Origin of the sequence: Mesoflavibacter zeaxanthinifaciens subsp. sabulilitoris, from assembly GCF_014191595.1 — a bacterium.
GTDB lineage: Bacteria > Bacteroidota > Bacteroidia > Flavobacteriales > Flavobacteriaceae > Mesoflavibacter > Mesoflavibacter zeaxanthinifaciens.
Map to the genome: position 1 here is coordinate 16,128 of NZ_JACHWV010000008.1, position 18,814 is coordinate 34,941.

The window sequence follows — 18,814 nt, forward strand, 5'->3', positions numbered from 1 at the left end:
TTTTAGGTTAATTTGGTGCATCTCCACCTTTAACAGTTATACCCATAGATCTTGCAGTACCAGCAATCATTTTCATTGCAGAATCTAATGTAAACGCATTTAAATCTTGCATTTTATCTTCTGCAATAGTTCTGATTTGATCCCAAGAAACTTTTGCTACTTTTCTTACATGAGGTTCTCCTGAACCTTTTTTTACTTTGGCCGCTTCTAATAATTGAACTGCTGCAGGTGGTGTTTTGATTACAAAGTCAAATGACTTGTCTTTGTAAACGGAAATCACCACAGGTAATACTTTACCTGCTTTATCTTGGGTTCTTGCGTTAAACTGCTTACAGAACTCCATGATATTAACTCCAGCAGCACCTAAAGCGGGTCCAACCGGCGGCGATGGGTTCGCTGCGCCTCCCCTTACTTGTAGTTTAACTACTTTTCCTAATTCTTTTGCCATTTTGAATAATTTAGTTTCATACTCACTTTTTGGAAGCAATGAGTACTTTCCTTAGTGTAACAATTATTATATTTTTTCAACTTGCATATAGCTTAACTCTAATGGTGTTTTTCTTCCAAATATTTTCACCATTACTTCAAGCTTACGCTTTTCTTCGTTAATTTTTTCTATAGTACCATCAAAACCATTAAATGGTCCATCAATTACTTTTACTGTTTCTCCAACTGTGTAAGGAATAGCTACGTTAACATCTGTATCTACAGTTAATTCATCAACTTTACCTAACATTCTGTTTACTTCAGATTGTCTTAATGGTAATGGATCACCTCCTTTTGTAGCCCCTAAAAATCCAATTACATTTGTAACGGATTTAATAATATGAGGAACTTCTCCTGAAAGATTAGCTTTAATCATAATGTAACCGCTGAAATAAACTTTTTCTTTATTTATTTTTTTTCCGTTACGTATCTGAACTACCTTTTCTGTAGGCACTAATACTTGTTCAACATAATCTTGTAGTCCTAGTCTCGCAATTTCGTTTTCAATATAAGTTTTAACCTTATTTTCTTGTCCACTAACTGCTCTTACAACATACCATTTTTTTTCTCCAACTTCAGCCATTATATCTTATCCGTTTATTAGATTAAAGTATAAACTTATTACTTTACTAAAAACTGTATCTACTCCCCAAATAGCTAGTGAAAAGATGATTGAAAAAACAGCCACTAGAATAGTTAAACTTTGAGCTTCTGCCCATGGTGTCCAACTTACATTATTCTTTAGTTCTGTAAATGATTCTTTTATGTAATTTACCACTCCAGCCATAATTTTATTTATTTATGTCTCTTCTTAAAAGAGTAGACATATTAATTTTTAAGCTCAAATAAAACCTTAAAAGATTCTATTTATTTTGCACGGGTTGAGAGACTCGAACTCCCGACACCTGGTTTTGGAGACCAGTGCTCTACCAACTGAGCTAAACCCGTTAATATAAATCAAGGCGCTTCGAAAAACGAAGCACCTTAATTTTATTTTAGAAGACTAAAACTTAGTCTAAAATTTCAGTTACCTGACCAGCACCAACTGTTCTACCTCCTTCACGGATAGCGAAACGTAAACCTACGTTCATTGCAATTGGCTGAATTAACTCAACAGTGATAGTTAAGTTATCTCCTGGCATTACCATCTCTACTCCATCAGGAAGAGAAATTGTTCCTGTCACGTCAGTTGTACGTACATAGAATTGAGGACGATAGTTATTATGGAATGGAGTGTGACGTCCACCTTCTTCTTTCTTAAGGATATAAACCTCAGCTTTAAATTTAGCGTGTGGTGTTACAGATCCAGGCTTAGTGATTACCATACCTCTAGAGATTTGTGTTTTTTCAATACCTCTTAATAAGATACCTGCATTATCACCAGCTTCACCTCTATCTAATATTTGACGGAACATTTCGATACCTGTAATAGTAGAAGTTAATTTTTCAGCACCCATACCAATAATTTCTACAGGATCTCCTGTTTGAGCAACACCTGTCTCAATACGACCAGTTGCTACTGTACCACGACCCGTAATAGAGAATACATCCTCGATTGGCATTAAGAAAGGCTTATCCATATCACGAACAGGCTCTTCAATCCACTCATCTACTGCATTCATTAATTCCATTACAGTATCAACCCACTTTTGCTCACCATTAAGTGCACCTAAAGCAGAACCAGAAATTACAGGTCCATTATCTCCATCATACTCATAGAAAGATAATAACTCTCTAACTTCCATATCAACTAACTCTAAAAGCTCAGCATCATCCACCATATCTACTTTGTTTAAGAAAACAACGATACGAGGAATACCAACCTGACGACCTAATAAGATGTGCTCACGAGTTTGTGGCATAGGACCATCTGTTGCAGCAACCACTAAGATAGCACCATCCATTTGCGCAGCACCAGTTACCATGTTTTTTACGTAATCGGCGTGACCTGGACAGTCAACGTGTGCGTAGTGACGCTTTTCTGTTTGATATTCTACGTGAGAAGTATTAATTGTAATACCTCTTTCTTTTTCTTCTGGAGCGTTATCGATAGTATCGAAATCTCTTGATTCTGATAAACCTGCATCAGCTAATACTTTAGTAATAGCAGCAGTTAAAGTTGTTTTACCGTGATCTACGTGTCCAATAGTACCAATATTTAAGTGTGGTTTTGAACGATCAAAAGTTGCCTTTGCCATGTTTTAATAATTTAATCTTAGTTATATAATAATATTAGTGTATTCTAATTTTCTGTTTAAATATAGAGCCAATGACGGGATTTGAACCCGTGACCTCTTCCTTACCAAGGAAACGCTCTACCCCTGAGCTACACCGGCTTAAATATTAGAGCGGGAGACCGGGTTCGAACCGGCGACATTCAGCTTGGAAGGCTGACGCTCTACCAACTGAGCTACTCCCGCAATTATTTAAAATCCTTAATCAAGTTTAAAAAAGTGGGGAGAGCAGGATTCGAACCTGCGAAGACATAGTCAGCAGATTTACAGTCTGCCCTCGTTGGCCGCTTGAGTATCTCCCCAATTTAAACTTTTCACTCTTTATATGAACGTAAAAACTTTTATTAAGCTTTCTATCTAAACGAGCCGATGGAGGGACTCGAACCCACGACCTGCTGATTACAAATCAGCTGCTCTAGCCAGCTGAGCTACATCGGCTTTTTAACTTTTTTCACACTACAAAAAAAGCCCGCTATTTCTAACGGACTGCAAATGTATATATTTATTTTTTTATTCAAAACATTTTTTAATAAATATTTTAAAAATGTGCTCTTAATTTTTCTTTTCGCTTTTGAAGTTGTCTTTTTAAAGAAGAAATTGCTGTATCTACTCCTTCTTCAAATGTTTTACATTGTTTTTTTACCACTAAACTATCTCCTGGTATATTTATTTTGGCTTCAAATATTTTATTTGATTTATTATTTGTGTTTTCAACTTTTAAATAGACATCTGTCTGTATGACTTTATCATAAAATTGTTCTAGCTTATTCATTCTTCTTTGAATAAATTCTAATAATTGTGGCTTTGCGTTAAAGTTAACTGCTTGCGTGTTTACCTCCATGAGAATTAATTTTTGGTTAAACAATTAGTCCTTTTTACTTCTTGGATGTGCTTTTGCGTAAACTTTTTTTAACTCTGCAATACTATTATGTGTATATACCTGTGTTGCTGCTAATGACGAATGACCTAAAAGTTCTTTTACCGCAGTAAGCTCTGCTCCTTGATTTAAAAGGTGCGTTGCAAATGAATGCCTGAGTATATGTGGACTTTTTTTTACTTTGCTTGAAGCTAGACTAAAATACTCATTGATTATTCTATAAACAAGTGTTTCGTATAATTTAACACCTTTAACTGTTAATAGTAAGTAATCTTCATCTTCTATCTTCTCTAAAGACTTTCGTTTTTCTAAATACGTTTTTATACTATCTACAAGCATATTTAATAACGGAATGACACGCTCCTTATTTCTTTTACCAAGTATTTTAACAGTTTTACTCTCTAAGTCTATGTTTTTTACCTTGATATTAATAAGTTCTATCCTTCTTATTCCTGTTGCGTAAAAAAGTTCGATAATAAGCTTGTTTCTTACGCCTTCAAAACTATCTGCGTGACTTATTTTATTTAACACAGAATTTATTTCTTCTTCAGAGAAAGGCACTTGCACTTTTTTACTAGTTTTTAAGGCTTTGTGTTTAGCTAATGGATTAGTTTTAATGTATTCTGTTTTTATTAAAAATTTGAAAAAACTATTTAAGGATGAAATTTTTCGGTTAATACTTCTGTTAGAAATATTTTGATTGACCATTTGTATAATCCATGATCTTATTTGAGCGTAGTTAACTTCTTTTAGGTTTTCATTTTTATATTCTTCTTTTAAAAAATCTAGAAACGATTGTATGTCTTTACCATAAGCTTTTATGGTAAGCTCTGAGTAGTTTTTTTCGAGTAGTAAATAATCTAGAAATGATTGTAATAACATACGCTTGAGGATGAAATATAAATATACACTTTTAATTTTTGAACATAAAAAAATCCCACTTTATTTAAGTAGGATTTAATTTGTTTTGACTTAGAAAAATTAGATTGACTCTTGATCTCTTAGTCTTTGAATATATTGTGCTTTTTGAACTTGTGCTCTTTTAACAACTGAAGGCTTTTCGAATTGTTTACGCTCGTATAAAGCTTTACGCGCTCCTGTTCTGTCAAACTTACGTTTGTAACGTTTTAACGCTCTTTCTATATTCTCTCCGTCTTTTAATGGAATTATTAACATAGTGTCTTAACCTCCTCTCTTTTAAAATTTTGGTGTGCAAATATAGAAAGTATTTTAAATATTTCAACTTTAATTAAAAAATATTTTAATTGCCTTAATTCTTGTCTTTTAATTTTTATTATAAAGTGAAGATCTTTTAGTTAAATCCTTGATAAGCTGCTCATCTTCTTCACTTTCTAATAAGGTATTGTAATTATCCCAAAATGATTTATGATAAGGTTTTTTTGCAAAAATATCTGGATCCCAATTTGATGTATTTACTTGCGATAGCTTTTCTTCGTCTAAAATTATTTCGGTAAATAATATTTCTTGTACTGTGTAATAAAAACGTTCTTCTTTATTGTAGCGTTCTTGCTCTTCTTCAGTTAAATTTTGATCATTCTTTAAACCTACGTTAACCAGTTTTGGTGTTTCGTAATAAATATAGTTTGGATACATCTTGTCTTGATATTCCATATAACTAATCACTAGTTTATGGTTGGTCTGCGTATCAAACAATCTTTTACTTCGTGTTTTTTGAGCTGGAGATGCGGCTACTAAATCGTATTCTATCTTTTTTATTGCAAAATTATCCCAGTAGATATATATCCATCCTTTGGCATTATACCCTTCATTAAAAATACCTTCGGTATCTAAACCAACATACTCTCTTGATTTATCTATTTGGATTTTATAAATCTTACGTTCGTTATCTACTAATATGGTATCTAATCTAAATTTGTGAGTAGCAAGAACATCTTCTCCAAATAAGGCGTCTGGACTTTTTGAATTTCTTACTAAATTCAATTTACCTTTAAATAGACCTTCTAATCCATTTACTCTGGTATCATTCCATTTAATTGCTTTAACAAGAGACGATGTTTTTATAGTGTCTCTTCTTAAGTTTTTAGGTTTTAAATTAACGTTTGCATTATACTTTAGATATGTTGAGTACGCAAATAGACTATCTACATCTCTTAAATCGTAACTTTTTCTTACTTCGTCTACGTTTATTTTAAGATTATCAGTTTCGCCATTAACGTACGTTGTATCGTCATAAACAGTAATCGCACTTTCTATTAGCCATTTAAATTGTTTTTTGTTTCGTTCTTTATGTCTTAAAAATCCTTTTTGAAGATAAGCTTGTGATGGAAAATTTCTATCCAAACGCTCTAAAGCACGAAGCACAATACTGTCACCTGTTTTTGGTCTTGGTGTTGCATTTAAAACCACTTCTTCTAAAGTAGCGACATCTTCTTCAAGAAAAACTTCAAATGAATTATCAAACTCCTCTACAGGCACTTTGTAACTTTTAAATCCTATTGAAGAGATTACCAAAGTATCTTTAGCCATTTCTTCTGGCACTAAAAGCACAAATTTACCATCTGCATTAGTTACTGTACCAATAGTTGTATTTTGAACATAAACACTTGCATTTTCTATAGGTAACAAGTTTACAAAGTCTACTACTTTGTTTTTAAGCTCGTGCTGAGAAAAAGCTGAAACACTTATTAAAAATAAAAATAATTTAAAACTATGTTTCAAGTAAGATAATTTCATATGATAGGCTATTTTTACTTTGTAGCTGGTTTATAGTCTTTACCGTCTATAACCATTTTAGCTATTATTTCTCTTAATATTTCAGACGTTCCACCTCCAATTGGTCCTAAACGACTATCACGGAACAATCTTGCTAAAGGATATTCTTCCATATAACCATAACCGCCTAAAAACTGTAAACAATCGTAAATAGCATCGTCTGCAACTTTAGTGGATTTTAATTTAGACATTGTTGCTTCTTTAACTACATATTCTCCTTTATCTAATCTAAAAGCAATATTGTAATTAAACGTCTTACATAATTCTAACTCTGTATAATGATCCGCAATTTTATGTCTTAATGCTTGAAATCTATCTATTGTCTTACCAAATGCTTCACGGTTTGACATGTACTCTAACGTATACTCTAAAGCATACTGTGTTCTTGCATGTGCATTTACACCCATAATTAAACGCTCTAAAGCAAAGTGCTGCATAATGTATGGGAAGCCTTTATTTTCTTCACCCATTAAATTTGATGCAGGAATGGTTACATTATCAAACGCAATCTCACCAGTATCTGATGCTCTCCAACCTAATTTATCTAATTTGGTTGCAGATACACCTGGCGTATCTCTGTCTATTAAAAATATGCTAATACCTTTATTGCCTAATTCAGGATTTGTTTTTGCCGCAACAATCAAATAATCACTGTAAATTCCATTAGTAATAAAGGTTTTAGAACCGTTAATAACATAATTATCTCCTTTTTTTACAGCAGTTGTTCTCATTCCTGCTACATCACTTCCGCCAAAAGGTTCAGTAATACAAAGACAACCAATCATATCTCCTGTAATACTTGCAGATAGATATTTTTCTTTAATTGCTTCGCTTCCTTCTGCATTAAGGTGTGTCATAGCTAGGTAAGCGTGCGCCCAAATAGCTGCTGCAAATCCTGCGGAGTTTATACGTTGTAACTCTTCTAAAAGGATAATCATATAGAAAATATCTAAATCTAATCCGCCATACTTTTCAGGATAACTAATCCCTAAAAAGCCCATTTCGCCAAATTTATTCCAGATAAATCGCCCTATAGTTCCTGTTTTTTCCCATTTTTCGATATGTGGCACGACTTCTTTTTGTAAAAAATCGCGTAAACTGTTTCTAAATAATTGATGCTCTTCAGTGAAGTACATACTCTCCATAGCTTGTTAGTTTTTTAATTGAGCTGTAAAGATAACTTAATTATATCAAATTTTTTAAGCGGAAAACCTTTAACTTTTTTCAAATCTTCTAAGGAAGAAAAGCCATCAAGAAGTGTTCTTTGTTCTATAATATTGTAAGCCACTTCGTAATCAATATATTTAATCGTCACTAACTGATCTCTTGTTGCTTTGTTGAGAGAAATTTTATTTATTTTTCTTGGAGTTTTAACCTCAAAATCAAGCTTGATATTTTCTATAACTTCTGTCGACAAACCATAAACTTCTGTTAGTTCTACTAAGTCATAAAACCCATTTATTTTAGTTCTGCACTTTATTATTCTTGCAGAAAGTGCTTCTCCAACACCATAAACTTTTTGAAGCTGACTTGCTGTTGCTTTATTAAGATCTATTTTTTGGGCAGAAGTTTTTTCTTTCGCTTTCGCGGAAAAGTTTTGCGTATATTTTTTTGGTTTTGGATTAGTGACCCAATCTGGAAATTTAAAATAGGGAGAAATTTGATTTAATAAAGAATCTGAAACTTTAGTTACTTTTTGAAATTGTGTTGTGGTATTAATCCATTGATCCTGTTTCCTAAACTCTAAAAGCCTATTAATTTCATCTTGAGACATTCCTAAAGTGTAACCTTTATAATCAGTTATAAAATTTGGATTAAAAGGATAAATTTTAGGTTTACGGTTTTCAACTTCAACCTGTTTTAATGAGTCAATTTGATTGATAAAAGCAATTAACTCCTTATTGTTTTGTGTAGAAACAACTTCAGTTTTAAAGACATATTCAGAACCAAAATGAATAAACAACTGAATAATTATAATAAGAAGTAACAATAAAAAAATCCCATTCCGTTGTTGATTAGAAAACGTGAAATGGGATTTGATATTCATTTTAATATATTTTTTTACATTTCGTCTACCAAGTCTGTTGCTCCATCTTCTAAAGCGTCTTCCTTTTTATTAATAGCATTCATGTATTTTTTAAGTTCTTTTCTAATTAATGGTGACAGCATAACTACACCAATAATATTTGGTACTACCATTGCAAAAATCATTGCATCAGAAAAGTCTATTACTGCTCCTAAACTTATAGATGCACCTACAACTACAAAGAATAAAAATAAGATTTTATAGATTAAATCTGTTATTTTTCCTTTTCCAAAAAGATAAGCCCAACCTTGCATACCATAATAAGACCAAGAAATCATCGTACTAAAGGCAAATAAAATTACCGCAATTGTAAGTACAATCGAGAAGTGAGGAATTACCGTATCAAATGCTGTTGCTGTAATCTCTACACCTTCTTTTACCTCTACACCATATTGCATAAATGTACCACTAATAGCAGAAGAATCGCCTCCAAAGTTTGTAATGATAATTACTAAAGCTGTCATTGTACAAATTACTACTGTATCCACAAAAGGTTCTAATAATGCAACGATACCTTCACTTGCAGGATATTTTGTACGTACAGCCGAGTGTGCAATTGCTGCAGAACCAACTCCAGCTTCATTAGAAAATGCACCACGACGTACACCTTGTATCATAACACCAATTAAACCACCTGCTATTCCTAATCCAGAAAATGCACCTTCAAAGATTAAAGCAAAAGCATCATCTATTAAAGTGAAGTTGGCAAATAAAATTATTAATGCTGCTAACACATAAATACCAGCCATAAATGGTACAACTTTTTCTGTAACAGAGGCAATACGTTTAATTCCTCCAATAATAACAACTGCCACTAATGCAGCCATTACTATACCAAAGTACATACCTGCATTATCACCAGTTAAACCAAATAATTTTGTAAACTGTGCTGCTGCTTGGTTAGCCTGAAACATATTACCGCCTCCAAAAGATCCACCGATAACAAAAATTGCAAAAATAGCTGCTAATACTTTACCAACTCCTCCAGCTCCTTTTTCTTTTAAACCTTTAGATAAATAATACATTGGTCCACCGTAAACAGTTCCGTCTTCTCCTACGTCTCTATACTTTACACCTAATGTACATTCTGCAAATTTTGAAGCCATCCCTAAAAGACCTGCCACAATCATCCAAAACGTTGCTCCTGGTCCACCTATAGATAAAGCTACTGCTACACCTGCAATATTACCTAATCCTACTGTAGCAGACAATGCTGCTGTTAATGCTTGGAAGTGAGATACTTCTCCATCTGCCCCATCATCTTTTATTGTTTCAAAAACATTTCCTCCTGGTGTTTGATCTCCGTAAAGTTTATCAACTCCATGTTTTTCGATGTCTTCGTATTTACCTTGAACAACTTTTACTGCTGTTTTAAACCCAGTAATATTGATAAATTTGAAATATATAGTAAAGAATAATGCTCCTCCAACTAGCACAAATAAAACCCACGGAATTTGAATATCATCTGTAAAAGGTATTTCTGCAAATATGCCTTCTACAAACCAGCCTGTATATTCTTTAAATACAGCGTCAAATTTTTCTGCAGTACTATCTTGTGCAAATGTGATTATTGGTATAATCAAAGTAAAAATTGAAAGAAGATATTTCTTCATAATTATTTTAAATTGTTAGTTATAAGTTTAGTTAAAGTTAGCAAGATGCAAAAAAATGATGAATTTTTAAAACATATGCTGTTAAATCAGTAGTTAGTCTAACTTGTATAGTGTGTTTAATTTATTGATTTGTTCTGGTCTTCCTAGTACTATTATTTTTGAGTTTGGCATTAACTTTTGGTCTGCTTCTGGGTTAACAATATACTCTCCATGCTCACCTTTGTAACCTATTACTGTACAACCTGTTTTGTGACGCAGGTCTAAATCTTTTATTGTTCTTGCTTGTTTTGATACATCATAAAGCTTTTCTGCTTTAATTTCTTCTATATTTATGTTTGTTTCTCCAACAATAGCAAGATTATCTATAAACTCTATTAAATCTGGAACTACAACTAAAGACGCCATATGATCTCCTCCTATTCTATCTGGTAAGATTACATTGTTAGCTCCTGCTAATTTTAATTTTTCATAAGATGTCTCTTGAGATGCACGACTAATTATATGTAAGTCTTTTTTTATTTGTCTTGCTGAAAGTACAACAAATAAATTATCGGCATCGTTTGGCAGTGCTGATATTAACGTACTAGCACGGTCTATCCCTGCTTGATGCAAAACCTCATCTTCATTAGCATTACCTAAAATAAATGACATATTTTCATCTTGAAATTTGTCTATTATGTCTTTATCTTTTTCTATAATAACAAAAGGCTTATTGTAAGCTAGCAATTTAGTTGCAGCTTGTTTTCCGTTTCGTCCATAACCACAAATAATAATATGATTAGACAGTGCATCAATTTTTTTCTGCATTTTCTTTTGTTTTAATTCTTCAATATTATTTCGGCTTAAAATATATTCGGTAATAACAGTAATAGCATACCCAACAATAATCACACTTGTTAAAATTAAAAACATTGTGAATATTTTTGATACATCATCTAAAGGTTGTACTTCTCCAAAACCTACCGTGGTAATAGTAATTACCGTCATGTACATTGCATCTACCCAACTATAATCTGACATGAATTTAAACCCTAAAACACCGACTATTAATAATATTACTAATAGTAAAACTGCTGTATAAACTTTTGATCTAAAAAGCTGAATAATTGGGTTAGTCATAATTTTTTATAGGTCAAAGACAGAAGTCCTTTTGGTATAAATAAGATCTTTTACGCGCATCCAAAACGCTAAGAATAAATACAATGCAAACCCAAAACCTAGAGTTACAAAAGCTAAGTACATAAAACTAGTTCGTACTACCTTAGCTCGAATACCTAATCGGTCTGCGATACGTTGACAAACATGATAACCTCTTTTTTGAAAATATAATAATGGCTTGTAAGATATTTGCATACCGCAAGTTAATTAATTTTAAGCTTTGTTTCTATATTTATTTTAAACAATTACTTATGATCGTAATATAAGTTAGTTGGTTAATAAAGTATTACCCACTGCGCATTGTAAACATTTATTTTTATTACAATATTCATTTTTAAGCTGAAGTAATGCTTGACTATGTAATGCTGAAGTTGCTTTTACATTTAACGAATCAAATTTATCGATAATACTATTTTTTTCTGCTGAAACTTGAGATAATAATTGTGTCAACTTTTCATCTATATCTTTTCCTTGTTGTTTCGCGTAGCAAAATTTAAGCGGAACAATCGTATTTATGATAAGTAAATCTATAAATGAAGTACTGATTTTTTTGCTGACTTTTTTTGAAACTTTTCCAAACGTATAATGCGTGTCCCAATACTCTGAAGTGCTTACTTTAAAAATATCATAAATATCTTCTTTAGTTTTACAGTCTATAATTTTTGAAAATAGATTTTTGTGCTGTGCATACAAATTAGCTAATTGCGACCAACGAATTGTCGGAAAATTAGGTGGACGCAACCTAAAAAACTGCATTGGTAGCACATTACTATTTTTTAACCCAAACTTTTGAGATAAAAACACATAATCTTTCTTCAACTTTAAAAAGTAAGCGTCTTGTACATCTTTTTCTAACAAACCTGCTTGTCCAAAAAATAAAGCTTCTAAGTTTTGAAAACTGTTTTGCTGCTTCATCACTACCGAAAAATCAAAACTATTAGCTACACTTAAAAAGGCTTCTCCGTTAATTTTTAGACCAAAATTTTTAGCTAAAAGTTTAAATAATACTGCTTCCCAATTATTTTTAGATTGTTCTAAAACAACATTTATAACCTTTGCTTTTTGTTCTAAACGTTCAAAAAATAACCGTTCTAACCAGTTGTTAAATATAAAATCTGATATTTGATTTATTTCATTTTCACAATTAATCCAAGTAGATTTACTATTAAATAATTTTTGATAATTATTTAATGCCGATAAATGCACGTACTTTTTAAGCTCTAAAGTAGGTATGACTGTATTATCTTTTCTAAAAACATCTGTATCGTGTTGCCAAACTACATGTAAAATAACATTATCATAGTTTAAATCTACCTCATGGTTATGTACAAACCAGTCGCTAGATTTTATATGGATTTCTACATTTCCTGCCCAAAGTTGATCACCTATTGTTATTTGTGCATTAAAAAAATCTGGTCCAGCATTATGGTTATGCGTCCCTAAACTTTTGATAGATAATGCTTCACCATTAGTAGTTTGAAGATTAGTTGATTCAAACTTTTTGTATTTCCAGAGGTAGTGTAAAAAGTCTTCTTGCATGCTTTGAAAATACAAATTTATTTTAAGTATTGAATTAATTCTCAATCCTTTAAATATTTTCATAAAAAAACTCACAGCTAACCACTGTGAGTTTTTTTGTCAAATCGAACGAAAGAGAGTTATCTAATTCGCAACTATGTTATTGTAATTTCTCCTTCTAGTCTAAATGACCTAGGATAATTTTTATTTTAAGAGATTTCTGCTTTCGCAGGAATGGTACTATTCAATATAACCTTTTTCGCGCATCCAATCGTCATTAAACATTTTACCAACGTATCTACTTCCGTGATCATGAAATAAAACTACAACTACATCTTCTGGTTTAAAATGTTCTTTTAATTGTAACACACCTTTTATTGCAGCTCCTGCACTATTACCTAAAAACATACCTTCTTCTTTGGCTAGTCTTTGTGTATAAACTGCTGCATCTTTATCGGTTACTTTTGTAAATCCATCGATAATACTAAAATCTACATTTTCTGGTAAAATATCTTCCCCAATACCTTCGGTTACGTAAGGGTAGATTTCGTTTTCATCAAAGATTCCTGTTTCGTGGTATTTTTTAAACACACTTCCATAAGTGTCTACGCCCCAAACTTTAACGTTTGGATTTTGTTCTTTTAAATATTTTCCTACTCCAGAAATGGTTCCGCCTGTACCAACACCAACAACAAAGTGTGTTACTTTACCTTCGGTTTGTTGCCAGATTTCTGGACCTGTACTTTCGTAATGCGCTTTTGCATTACTTGGATTATCGTATTGGTTAACGTACCAACTGTTTTCAATCTCGGTACTTAATCGTTTAGATACTGAATAGTAAGATCGTGGATCATCTGGTTCTACCGCAGTTGGACAAACTACAACTTCTGCACCTACAGCTTTTAAGATATCTACCTTTTCTTTACTTTGCTTATCTGCCATTACAAAAATACATTTGTAACCTTTTACAATCGCAGCTAATGCTAATCCCATACCTGTGTTACCAGAAGTACCTTCTATAATTGTTCCGCCTGGTTTTAAGCGTCCGTCTGCTTCTGCATCTTCTATCATTTTAAGTGCCATACGATCTTTTACAGAGTTACCTGGATTAAAGGTTTCGTATTTTGAAAGGACTAAACATGGTAACGCTTCGGTTAGCTTATTTATTTTTACTAACGGTGTGTTACCGATAGTTTCTAATATGTTGTTTGCGTAGTTCATTTGATATTTTTTGCGGTTGCAAAAGTACGGAATTGTTTTAGAATTAAACGAATAGTCTTTATGTTGATTTTAAAAAACAACCAATAGTGTTAACCCGCGTTAGCGATAGTAGTGGTTAGCTTTTGGCGAGGCGCGCATCGAGCCAAAACTAGTAACGGATAGCGCGACCCTTGTGGTAACGCCCAAAAAAGTTTGAAATTTACTCGAAACGAATGGCTTTTACCGGTGAAATTTTTGACACTATTACCGATGGGATAATTAACATGAGTAAGCATAATACAAACGTACCGATGTTAAGTGCGATAATGTACCCGATATTGAAATAAATTGGAACTGTAGAAACGTAATATGTTTTTGGATCTAAAGGAAATAAACCAAAATACTTTTGAATTAATAATAGGCTAATACCTATTAAATTCCCCCAAAATAATCCTTTTATAATTAAATAGGTTGCGTTGTATAAAAATATTTTTCGGATGCTTAAGTTACTACTTCCTAATGCTTTTAAAATGCCTATCATTTGTGTGCGTTCTAAAATTAGTACTAGCAAAGCTGTAATCATATTTATTCCTGCTACTAAAATCATAATACCTATAATGGCGTATGTGTTTTTATCAAAAATGGAAATCCACTCGAAAATTACAGGATGCATTTGGTCTACGGTTACTGCATTGAGTAAGGTTGGTACTTCTTCTCTTATTGCGTTTCCGGTAGTTTCTAATTGGTCAAAATCTTTGACAAACACCTCAAAACGTCCTACTTGATTATTGTCCCATTTATTTAATCTTTGTATATGTGTAATATCGCCAACAACATATAATTGATCAAATTCTTTTAATCCTGAATTGTATATACCAACAATTTCAAAAGTTACAATATTTGGTGGTCTTGAAGTATCTTCTTTTAAGAAATAGGTATTGAATTTATCACCTACTTTAAACTGTAATCTATTGGCTAAATATTCTGAAATTAGAATTTGGTCATTCCATTTTTCTTTAGGAAAATCTGGTAGCTTTCCTTCTACTAAAAACTCTTCAAAATATTGCCAGTCGTAATCTTTACCAACTCCTTTTAAAACAACATACTCAAAATCGTCTTCCAACCTAATTATACCAGATTTTGTTGCTGTTGCTTGTATATGTGTTACTTCTGGAACTGCTGAAAATTTTGGATAAAAATCTTGCTCTGTCGTTATTGGATTCTGACTTTCTTGAGAGTTATTGTTATCATATCTTTCTATAACTGCATGACCTTCAAAAGCAACTACTTTTTCTCTAATCTTTTTTTGTAAGCCAATACCAGTAGCAATAGCAATTAACATTACAATCATACCTAGGATTATGGCTAAAATTCCTATTTTTATAATTGGCGCCGAAATACTACTTTTATACGCCTTACTATCAATAATGCGTTTAGCTATAAAAAACTCGAGATTCAATATGATATTTTCTTTTAATTGGTGTAAAAATACAGTTTTATTATTTGTTTTAACACTATTTGCTTGTGGTAATCAAACAAAAAAAAGTTTAACTCACACAGAAAAAACAGTTATTAAAACTGAAGCTGACACTACAACTGAGACATCAAAACCCTTAGTACTTGGTGTTAATAGAACTAAATTATATTTACCGTTATTAAAAGGGAAACGTGTTGGAATTGTTGCTAATCAAACTTCTGAAATAACTTTTTTACAACGCGCAGTTGTAGATGAAAGTACAATGGGAAGCAAAAAAGTAACACAACATTTAGTCGATTACCTAAAAGATTATATGAGCGTAAATGTGACAACTGTTTTTGCGCCAGAACATGGTTTTAGAGGTCAAGCAGATGCTGGTGAAGTTGTTAAGGACGGTATTGATACCAAAACTGGTTTACCTATTATTTCTTTATACGGTAATAACAAAAAGCCAACCGCCAATCAATTAAAAGACATTGATGTTATTGTTTTTGACATACAAGATGTTGGCGCTCGTTTTTACACTTATATTTCTACATTACACTATGTTATGGAGGCTTGCGCTGAAAACAACATCAAAGTGATTGTTTTAGATCGACCAAACCCAAATGGGCATTATGTTGATGGTCCTATTTTAGATCCAGAATATAAAAGTTTTGTTGGTATGCATCCTGTAGCAATTGTACACGGATTAACTATTGGCGAATATGCTAAAATGGTAAACGGAGAAGGTTGGTTAAAGAACAACATTACATGTGACTTAACAGTTATACCTATGGATAATTACGCTCGTGATTTAGAGTATGATTTACCTGTTAAACCATCTCCAAACCTACCAAATGCAAAAGCAATTAATCTTTATCCTAGCTTGTGTTTTTTTGAAGGCACTAATGTAAGCGCTGGTCGTGGTACAGATATGCAGTTTCAAATTTATGGATCACCAGATTTACCTAAAACAGACTTTACTTTTACACCAAAATCTAATGATGGCGCAAAATACCCAAAGCATGAAAACAAGGTTTGTAACGGATACGATTTAAGAGACCTCAAAAGACTTGACAAAATAGATTTAAGCTTTATCATAAACGCTTACAATGCAACTAAAAACAAAGAAAGCTTTTTCTTAAAAAATAATTTTATAGCCAAGTTAGCTGGAACCAACAAATTACAGAAACAAATTAAAGCAGGTTGGACTGAAGACAAAATAAAAGCCACTTGGCAAAGTGGCTTAGAAGATTATTTGATTAAAAGAAAACCCTATTTAATTTATAATTAATCGTTATAAGGTTTACCGTTTGGCCTTAAGTTTTCCCTACGATACTCTTCTCTTGTCTGAACATCTACAGATTTATCATTAACAAGAGTCAAATTATATTTTACCTTTTTTGATTTTACTGTATTGCTAGCTAATTCTTTTTCAGAATTAGCTTTATCTTTTTTATTTTTTTCTAACTGAGCTAACATTACTCTTTTAGACGCTTCTATTTCTGTTCTTTTTGCTTCTTCTTCTTTTTGTCTTGCTTCTGCAATTCTTTTCTTTTCAGCTTCTTCTTTTAGCTTTTTTCGGTTCTCTTCAGCTAGCTTTAATTCTTCTTGATGTTTTAAAGATATTTGCTTTGCTAATTCCTCTTCTTTTTTAGCTTCTGCTATTGCTACTTCTTCTTTCTTTTGTTTTGCAGCTCTTTCTTCTTGTAATTTAATAAGATTTGCTTTAGCTATTGCTCTTTCTTTTTTTAAAAGCGCTTCTCTCTCTTTTTTTATTCTATCACGTTCAGAAATTTCTTTATCTGATAGCTGATTTTTAGTATTTATATTATTACTACTTGCTAAACGCGTATCTTTATTAGTGCTTTTTGATAAAGGCTTTATGAATCTTTTTTCTTGTTCTTCTTGAGATAAGCTAGATCGCAAGATACTTTCTTCTAAATCTGTAACAGAATTGTCTACAGCTAAAATTTCTTTTTGCCTTACAATATCAAAAGCAATAATCATGTCTTCTCTATAAACAGCAATAGTATACCTTCCTTTTGCTAAGTGGTGCAGTGGTATTTTAGCGCTTTTATTATCTAAATCTACCATAACGGTCTCTTTTTGAGCATGACTTAAAAAGCTTACTCTTAGAATCGATTTATCACTTGTCATCAAAATAGTATCTCCTACTTTATTTAAATCATGTTTTAAACCTAAAGCAGAGCTATTTTTATTTTTATGAATAAGCGTAAATTTTTCTTGAGCAGTTACAGAAAAAGTTAGCACAAATAAAGCTGCGAATAGTAATGTTTTTTGTAGGTATTTCATCTTTATATTTTTAACGTAATGCTAAAAATCAATTGCTAAGGGAAGTCAAATGTATATCGAAAAAAACTTACTAAGTTGGTATCAATATTAAATTTATAAGAAATTAGCCAAAAAGCATAAAATACTCGACCAATAACCAATTTAACTGATAATCAATAATTTATGCATTAAACTCAATACAAAACATATAAAAATATAATGTTTTATTTAATTTATTAGGATAAAATCAACAAAACAATAAAATGATTGAAATTTATACAAAACTAATCTATTGTAGGCTTTCTATATTTATGAAAAGGTTGTTTTAAAAGATGAATTAGACTACCATTTTCTTTTTCATTAGGAAAGGTATCTACACCATAAACAATATTTTCTCGGTTCATGTACATATAAGTACCAAAAAGTCTATCCCAAATAGAAAAAATATTACCGTAGTTAGAATCTGTATATGGTAATTTATAATGATGATGAATTTTGTGCATATCTGGTGAAATAAACACGTAACTAATTAATTTATCTACACGCTTAGACATTTTGATATTAGCATGTGTAAACTGCGTAGCAACAAGTGACATTGACTGATACAAAAACACAATTGCTATTGGCGCACCAACTATAAATACACCTGCAAGTGTAAATGCAAATCTTATAATACTTTCTATTGGATGATGTCTATTTGCTGTGGTTGTATCTACATTATGATCAGAATGATGTACAAGGTGTACCATCCAAAGTGGTTTTACTTTATGCTCTACATAATGTGCTAAGTAAGCTCCAAAAAAGTCTAAAAGTAAAACTCCTAATAGCGCATATAACCATAAAGGCATTTCTGGTAACCAATTGATGATCCCAAAGTTATTTTCTTTCACCCAAAAGGAAGTAAAAATTAATAATCCTGCTAATGCAAAATTGATAATAACCGTTGTAAGTGTAAAGAATAGGTTAGGCAATGCATGCCTCCATTTTTTGTATTTAAAATTAAAAAGTGGCAACATACCTTCTAATATCCAAAATAGCGTAATACCTCCAATTAACAACGCACTTCTGTGTGTTGACGGTATAGCTTCAAAGTAGTTTAAAAGTGTTTCCATAACCAACTACAAGATATGAAAT

Annotated in this window: 19 protein-coding genes and 5 tRNA genes; 1 reads left to right on the plus strand and 23 read right to left on the minus strand. The window is 31.8% G+C overall.

Features of this window, described 5'->3' with window-relative positions; all coding sequences use genetic code 11:
- Positions 1-7: 7 nt before the first annotated feature.
- The 21 genes from rplK to FHS04_RS12505 form a co-directional block, all read right to left on the minus strand.
- Entirely contained in the window at positions 8-448 is a 441-nt protein-coding gene (gene rplK / locus FHS04_RS12405) for a 50S ribosomal protein L11 (protein ID WP_027880454.1), read from the minus strand.
- 66 nt (positions 449-514) lie between these two features.
- Entirely contained in the window at positions 515-1,069 is a 555-nt protein-coding gene (nusG, locus tag FHS04_RS12410; protein WP_106678982.1) for a transcription termination/antitermination protein NusG, read from the minus strand.
- Positions 1,070-1,075: 6 nt separating this feature from the next.
- Positions 1,076-1,273 carry a preprotein translocase subunit SecE gene (gene secE, locus FHS04_RS12415; RefSeq protein WP_027880452.1) on the minus strand — a complete coding sequence of 66 codons (198 nt, stop codon included), beginning with the start codon at positions 1,271-1,273 and terminating at the stop codon, positions 1,076-1,078.
- Positions 1,274-1,361: 88 nt separating this feature from the next.
- Positions 1,362-1,434, minus strand: a tRNA-Trp gene (locus FHS04_RS12420).
- 62 nt (positions 1,435-1,496) lie between these two features.
- Entirely contained in the window at positions 1,497-2,684 is a 1,188-nt protein-coding gene (gene tuf / locus FHS04_RS12425; protein WP_027880451.1) for an elongation factor Tu, read from the minus strand.
- Positions 2,685-2,750: 66 nt separating this feature from the next.
- A tRNA-Thr gene (locus FHS04_RS12430) sits at positions 2,751-2,822 on the minus strand.
- Between the two features lie 11 nt (positions 2,823-2,833).
- Positions 2,834-2,906: transfer RNA gene (locus tag FHS04_RS12435), tRNA-Gly, on the minus strand.
- A 34-nt stretch (positions 2,907-2,940) separates the two neighbouring features.
- Positions 2,941-3,022, minus strand: a tRNA-Tyr gene (locus tag FHS04_RS12440).
- A 62-nt stretch (positions 3,023-3,084) separates the two neighbouring features.
- A tRNA-Thr gene (locus FHS04_RS12445) sits at positions 3,085-3,158 on the minus strand.
- 100 nt (positions 3,159-3,258) lie between these two features.
- On the minus strand, positions 3,259-3,561 hold the full coding sequence (gene hpf / locus FHS04_RS12450; RefSeq protein WP_027880450.1) for a ribosome hibernation-promoting factor, HPF/YfiA family: 303 nt from the start codon (positions 3,559-3,561) through the stop codon (positions 3,259-3,261).
- A 24-nt stretch (positions 3,562-3,585) separates the two neighbouring features.
- Positions 3,586-4,479 carry a tyrosine-type recombinase/integrase gene (locus FHS04_RS12455; protein ID WP_106678980.1) on the minus strand — a complete coding sequence of 298 codons (894 nt, stop codon included), beginning with the start codon at positions 4,477-4,479 and terminating at the stop codon, positions 3,586-3,588.
- Positions 4,480-4,578: 99 nt separating this feature from the next.
- Positions 4,579-4,773, minus strand: a complete 195-nt coding sequence (gene rpsU / locus FHS04_RS12460; RefSeq protein WP_027880448.1) for a 30S ribosomal protein S21 — start codon at positions 4,771-4,773, stop codon at positions 4,579-4,581.
- A gap of 108 nt (positions 4,774-4,881) precedes the next feature.
- Complete coding sequence (locus FHS04_RS12465; RefSeq protein ID WP_106678978.1) at positions 4,882-6,312, minus strand: carboxypeptidase-like regulatory domain-containing protein; 1,431 nt, start codon at positions 6,310-6,312, stop codon at positions 4,882-4,884.
- A 14-nt stretch (positions 6,313-6,326) separates the two neighbouring features.
- Positions 6,327-7,496: an acyl-CoA dehydrogenase family protein gene (locus FHS04_RS12470; protein ID WP_106678975.1), complete on the minus strand. Its 1,170-nt coding sequence runs from the start codon at positions 7,494-7,496 to the stop codon at positions 6,327-6,329.
- A 14-nt stretch (positions 7,497-7,510) separates the two neighbouring features.
- The gene (locus FHS04_RS12475) at positions 7,511-8,398 is read right to left on the minus strand and encodes a ComEA family DNA-binding protein (protein ID WP_106678974.1); all 888 of its coding nucleotides are present in this window, start codon (positions 8,396-8,398) and stop codon (positions 7,511-7,513) included.
- Positions 8,399-8,412: 14 nt separating this feature from the next.
- On the minus strand, positions 8,413-10,050 hold the full coding sequence (locus FHS04_RS12480) for an alanine/glycine:cation symporter family protein (RefSeq protein ID WP_106678972.1): 1,638 nt from the start codon (positions 10,048-10,050) through the stop codon (positions 8,413-8,415).
- 93 nt (positions 10,051-10,143) lie between these two features.
- Positions 10,144-11,169 (minus strand): potassium channel family protein, encoded by a 1,026-nt coding sequence (locus tag FHS04_RS12485; protein WP_027880443.1) that lies wholly within the window; start codon positions 11,167-11,169, stop codon positions 10,144-10,146.
- A 6-nt stretch (positions 11,170-11,175) separates the two neighbouring features.
- Positions 11,176-11,403: a PspC domain-containing protein gene (locus FHS04_RS12490; protein ID WP_027880442.1), complete on the minus strand. Its 228-nt coding sequence runs from the start codon at positions 11,401-11,403 to the stop codon at positions 11,176-11,178.
- 72 nt (positions 11,404-11,475) lie between these two features.
- Positions 11,476-12,747, minus strand: coding sequence for a DUF2851 family protein (locus tag FHS04_RS12495; RefSeq protein ID WP_106678970.1), 1,272 nt, complete (start codon positions 12,745-12,747; stop codon positions 11,476-11,478).
- A gap of 219 nt (positions 12,748-12,966) precedes the next feature.
- Entirely contained in the window at positions 12,967-13,947 is a 981-nt protein-coding gene (locus FHS04_RS12500) for a PLP-dependent cysteine synthase family protein (RefSeq protein ID WP_027880440.1), read from the minus strand.
- A 199-nt stretch (positions 13,948-14,146) separates the two neighbouring features.
- Positions 14,147-15,385: an ABC transporter permease gene (locus FHS04_RS12505; protein WP_106678968.1), complete on the minus strand. Its 1,239-nt coding sequence runs from the start codon at positions 15,383-15,385 to the stop codon at positions 14,147-14,149.
- Between the two features lies 1 nt (position 15,386).
- Here FHS04_RS12505 and FHS04_RS12510 point away from each other — a divergent pair, with 1 nt between their 5' ends.
- Positions 15,387-16,679, plus strand: a complete 1,293-nt coding sequence (locus FHS04_RS12510; RefSeq protein ID WP_244906286.1) for an exo-beta-N-acetylmuramidase NamZ family protein — start codon at positions 15,387-15,389, stop codon at positions 16,677-16,679.
- On the opposite strand, the gene FHS04_RS12515 is transcribed toward FHS04_RS12510, so the two are convergent.
- Positions 16,676-17,701: a hypothetical protein gene (locus FHS04_RS12515; RefSeq protein WP_106678964.1), complete on the minus strand. Its 1,026-nt coding sequence runs from the start codon at positions 17,699-17,701 to the stop codon at positions 16,676-16,678. The two genes, FHS04_RS12510 and FHS04_RS12515, sit on opposite strands and share 4 nt — an antisense overlap.
- A gap of 263 nt (positions 17,702-17,964) precedes the next feature.
- Positions 17,965-18,792, minus strand: a complete 828-nt coding sequence (locus FHS04_RS12520; RefSeq protein WP_106678962.1) for a sterol desaturase family protein — start codon at positions 18,790-18,792, stop codon at positions 17,965-17,967.
- Positions 18,793-18,814: the final 22 nt, after the last annotated feature.

Bases quoted from the DNA above. Each gene is read 5' to 3' on its own strand.
- rplK (WP_027880454.1), bottom strand. From the start codon at position 448: ATGGCAAAAGAATTAGGAAAAGTAGTTAAACTACAAGTAAGGGGAGGC.
- nusG (WP_106678982.1), bottom strand. From the start codon at position 1,069: ATGGCTGAAGTTGGAGAAAAAAAATGGTATGTTGTAAGAGCAGTTAGT.
- secE (WP_027880452.1), bottom strand. From the start codon at position 1,273: ATGGCTGGAGTGGTAAATTACATAAAAGAATCATTTACAGAACTAAAG.
- tuf (WP_027880451.1), bottom strand. From the start codon at position 2,684: ATGGCAAAGGCAACTTTTGATCGTTCAAAACCACACTTAAATATTGGT.
- hpf (WP_027880450.1), bottom strand. From the start codon at position 3,561: ATGGAGGTAAACACGCAAGCAGTTAACTTTAACGCAAAGCCACAATTA.
- FHS04_RS12455 (WP_106678980.1), bottom strand. From the start codon at position 4,479: ATGTTATTACAATCATTTCTAGATTATTTACTACTCGAAAAAAACTAC.
- rpsU (WP_027880448.1), bottom strand. From the start codon at position 4,773: ATGTTAATAATTCCATTAAAAGACGGAGAGAATATAGAAAGAGCGTTA.
- FHS04_RS12465 (WP_106678978.1), bottom strand. From the start codon at position 6,312: ATGAAATTATCTTACTTGAAACATAGTTTTAAATTATTTTTATTTTTA.
- FHS04_RS12470 (WP_106678975.1), bottom strand. From the start codon at position 7,496: ATGGAGAGTATGTACTTCACTGAAGAGCATCAATTATTTAGAAACAGT.
- FHS04_RS12475 (WP_106678974.1), bottom strand. From the start codon at position 8,398: ATGAATATCAAATCCCATTTCACGTTTTCTAATCAACAACGGAATGGG.
- FHS04_RS12480 (WP_106678972.1), bottom strand. From the start codon at position 10,050: ATGAAGAAATATCTTCTTTCAATTTTTACTTTGATTATACCAATAATC.
- FHS04_RS12485 (WP_027880443.1), bottom strand. From the start codon at position 11,169: ATGACTAACCCAATTATTCAGCTTTTTAGATCAAAAGTTTATACAGCA.
- FHS04_RS12490 (WP_027880442.1), bottom strand. From the start codon at position 11,403: ATGCAAATATCTTACAAGCCATTATTATATTTTCAAAAAAGAGGTTAT.
- FHS04_RS12495 (WP_106678970.1), bottom strand. From the start codon at position 12,747: ATGCAAGAAGACTTTTTACACTACCTCTGGAAATACAAAAAGTTTGAA.
- FHS04_RS12500 (WP_027880440.1), bottom strand. From the start codon at position 13,947: ATGAACTACGCAAACAACATATTAGAAACTATCGGTAACACACCGTTA.
- FHS04_RS12510 (WP_244906286.1), top strand. From the start codon at position 15,387: ATGATATTTTCTTTTAATTGGTGTAAAAATACAGTTTTATTATTTGTT.
- FHS04_RS12515 (WP_106678964.1), bottom strand. From the start codon at position 17,701: ATGAAATACCTACAAAAAACATTACTATTCGCAGCTTTATTTGTGCTA.
- FHS04_RS12520 (WP_106678962.1), bottom strand. From the start codon at position 18,792: ATGGAAACACTTTTAAACTACTTTGAAGCTATACCGTCAACACACAGA.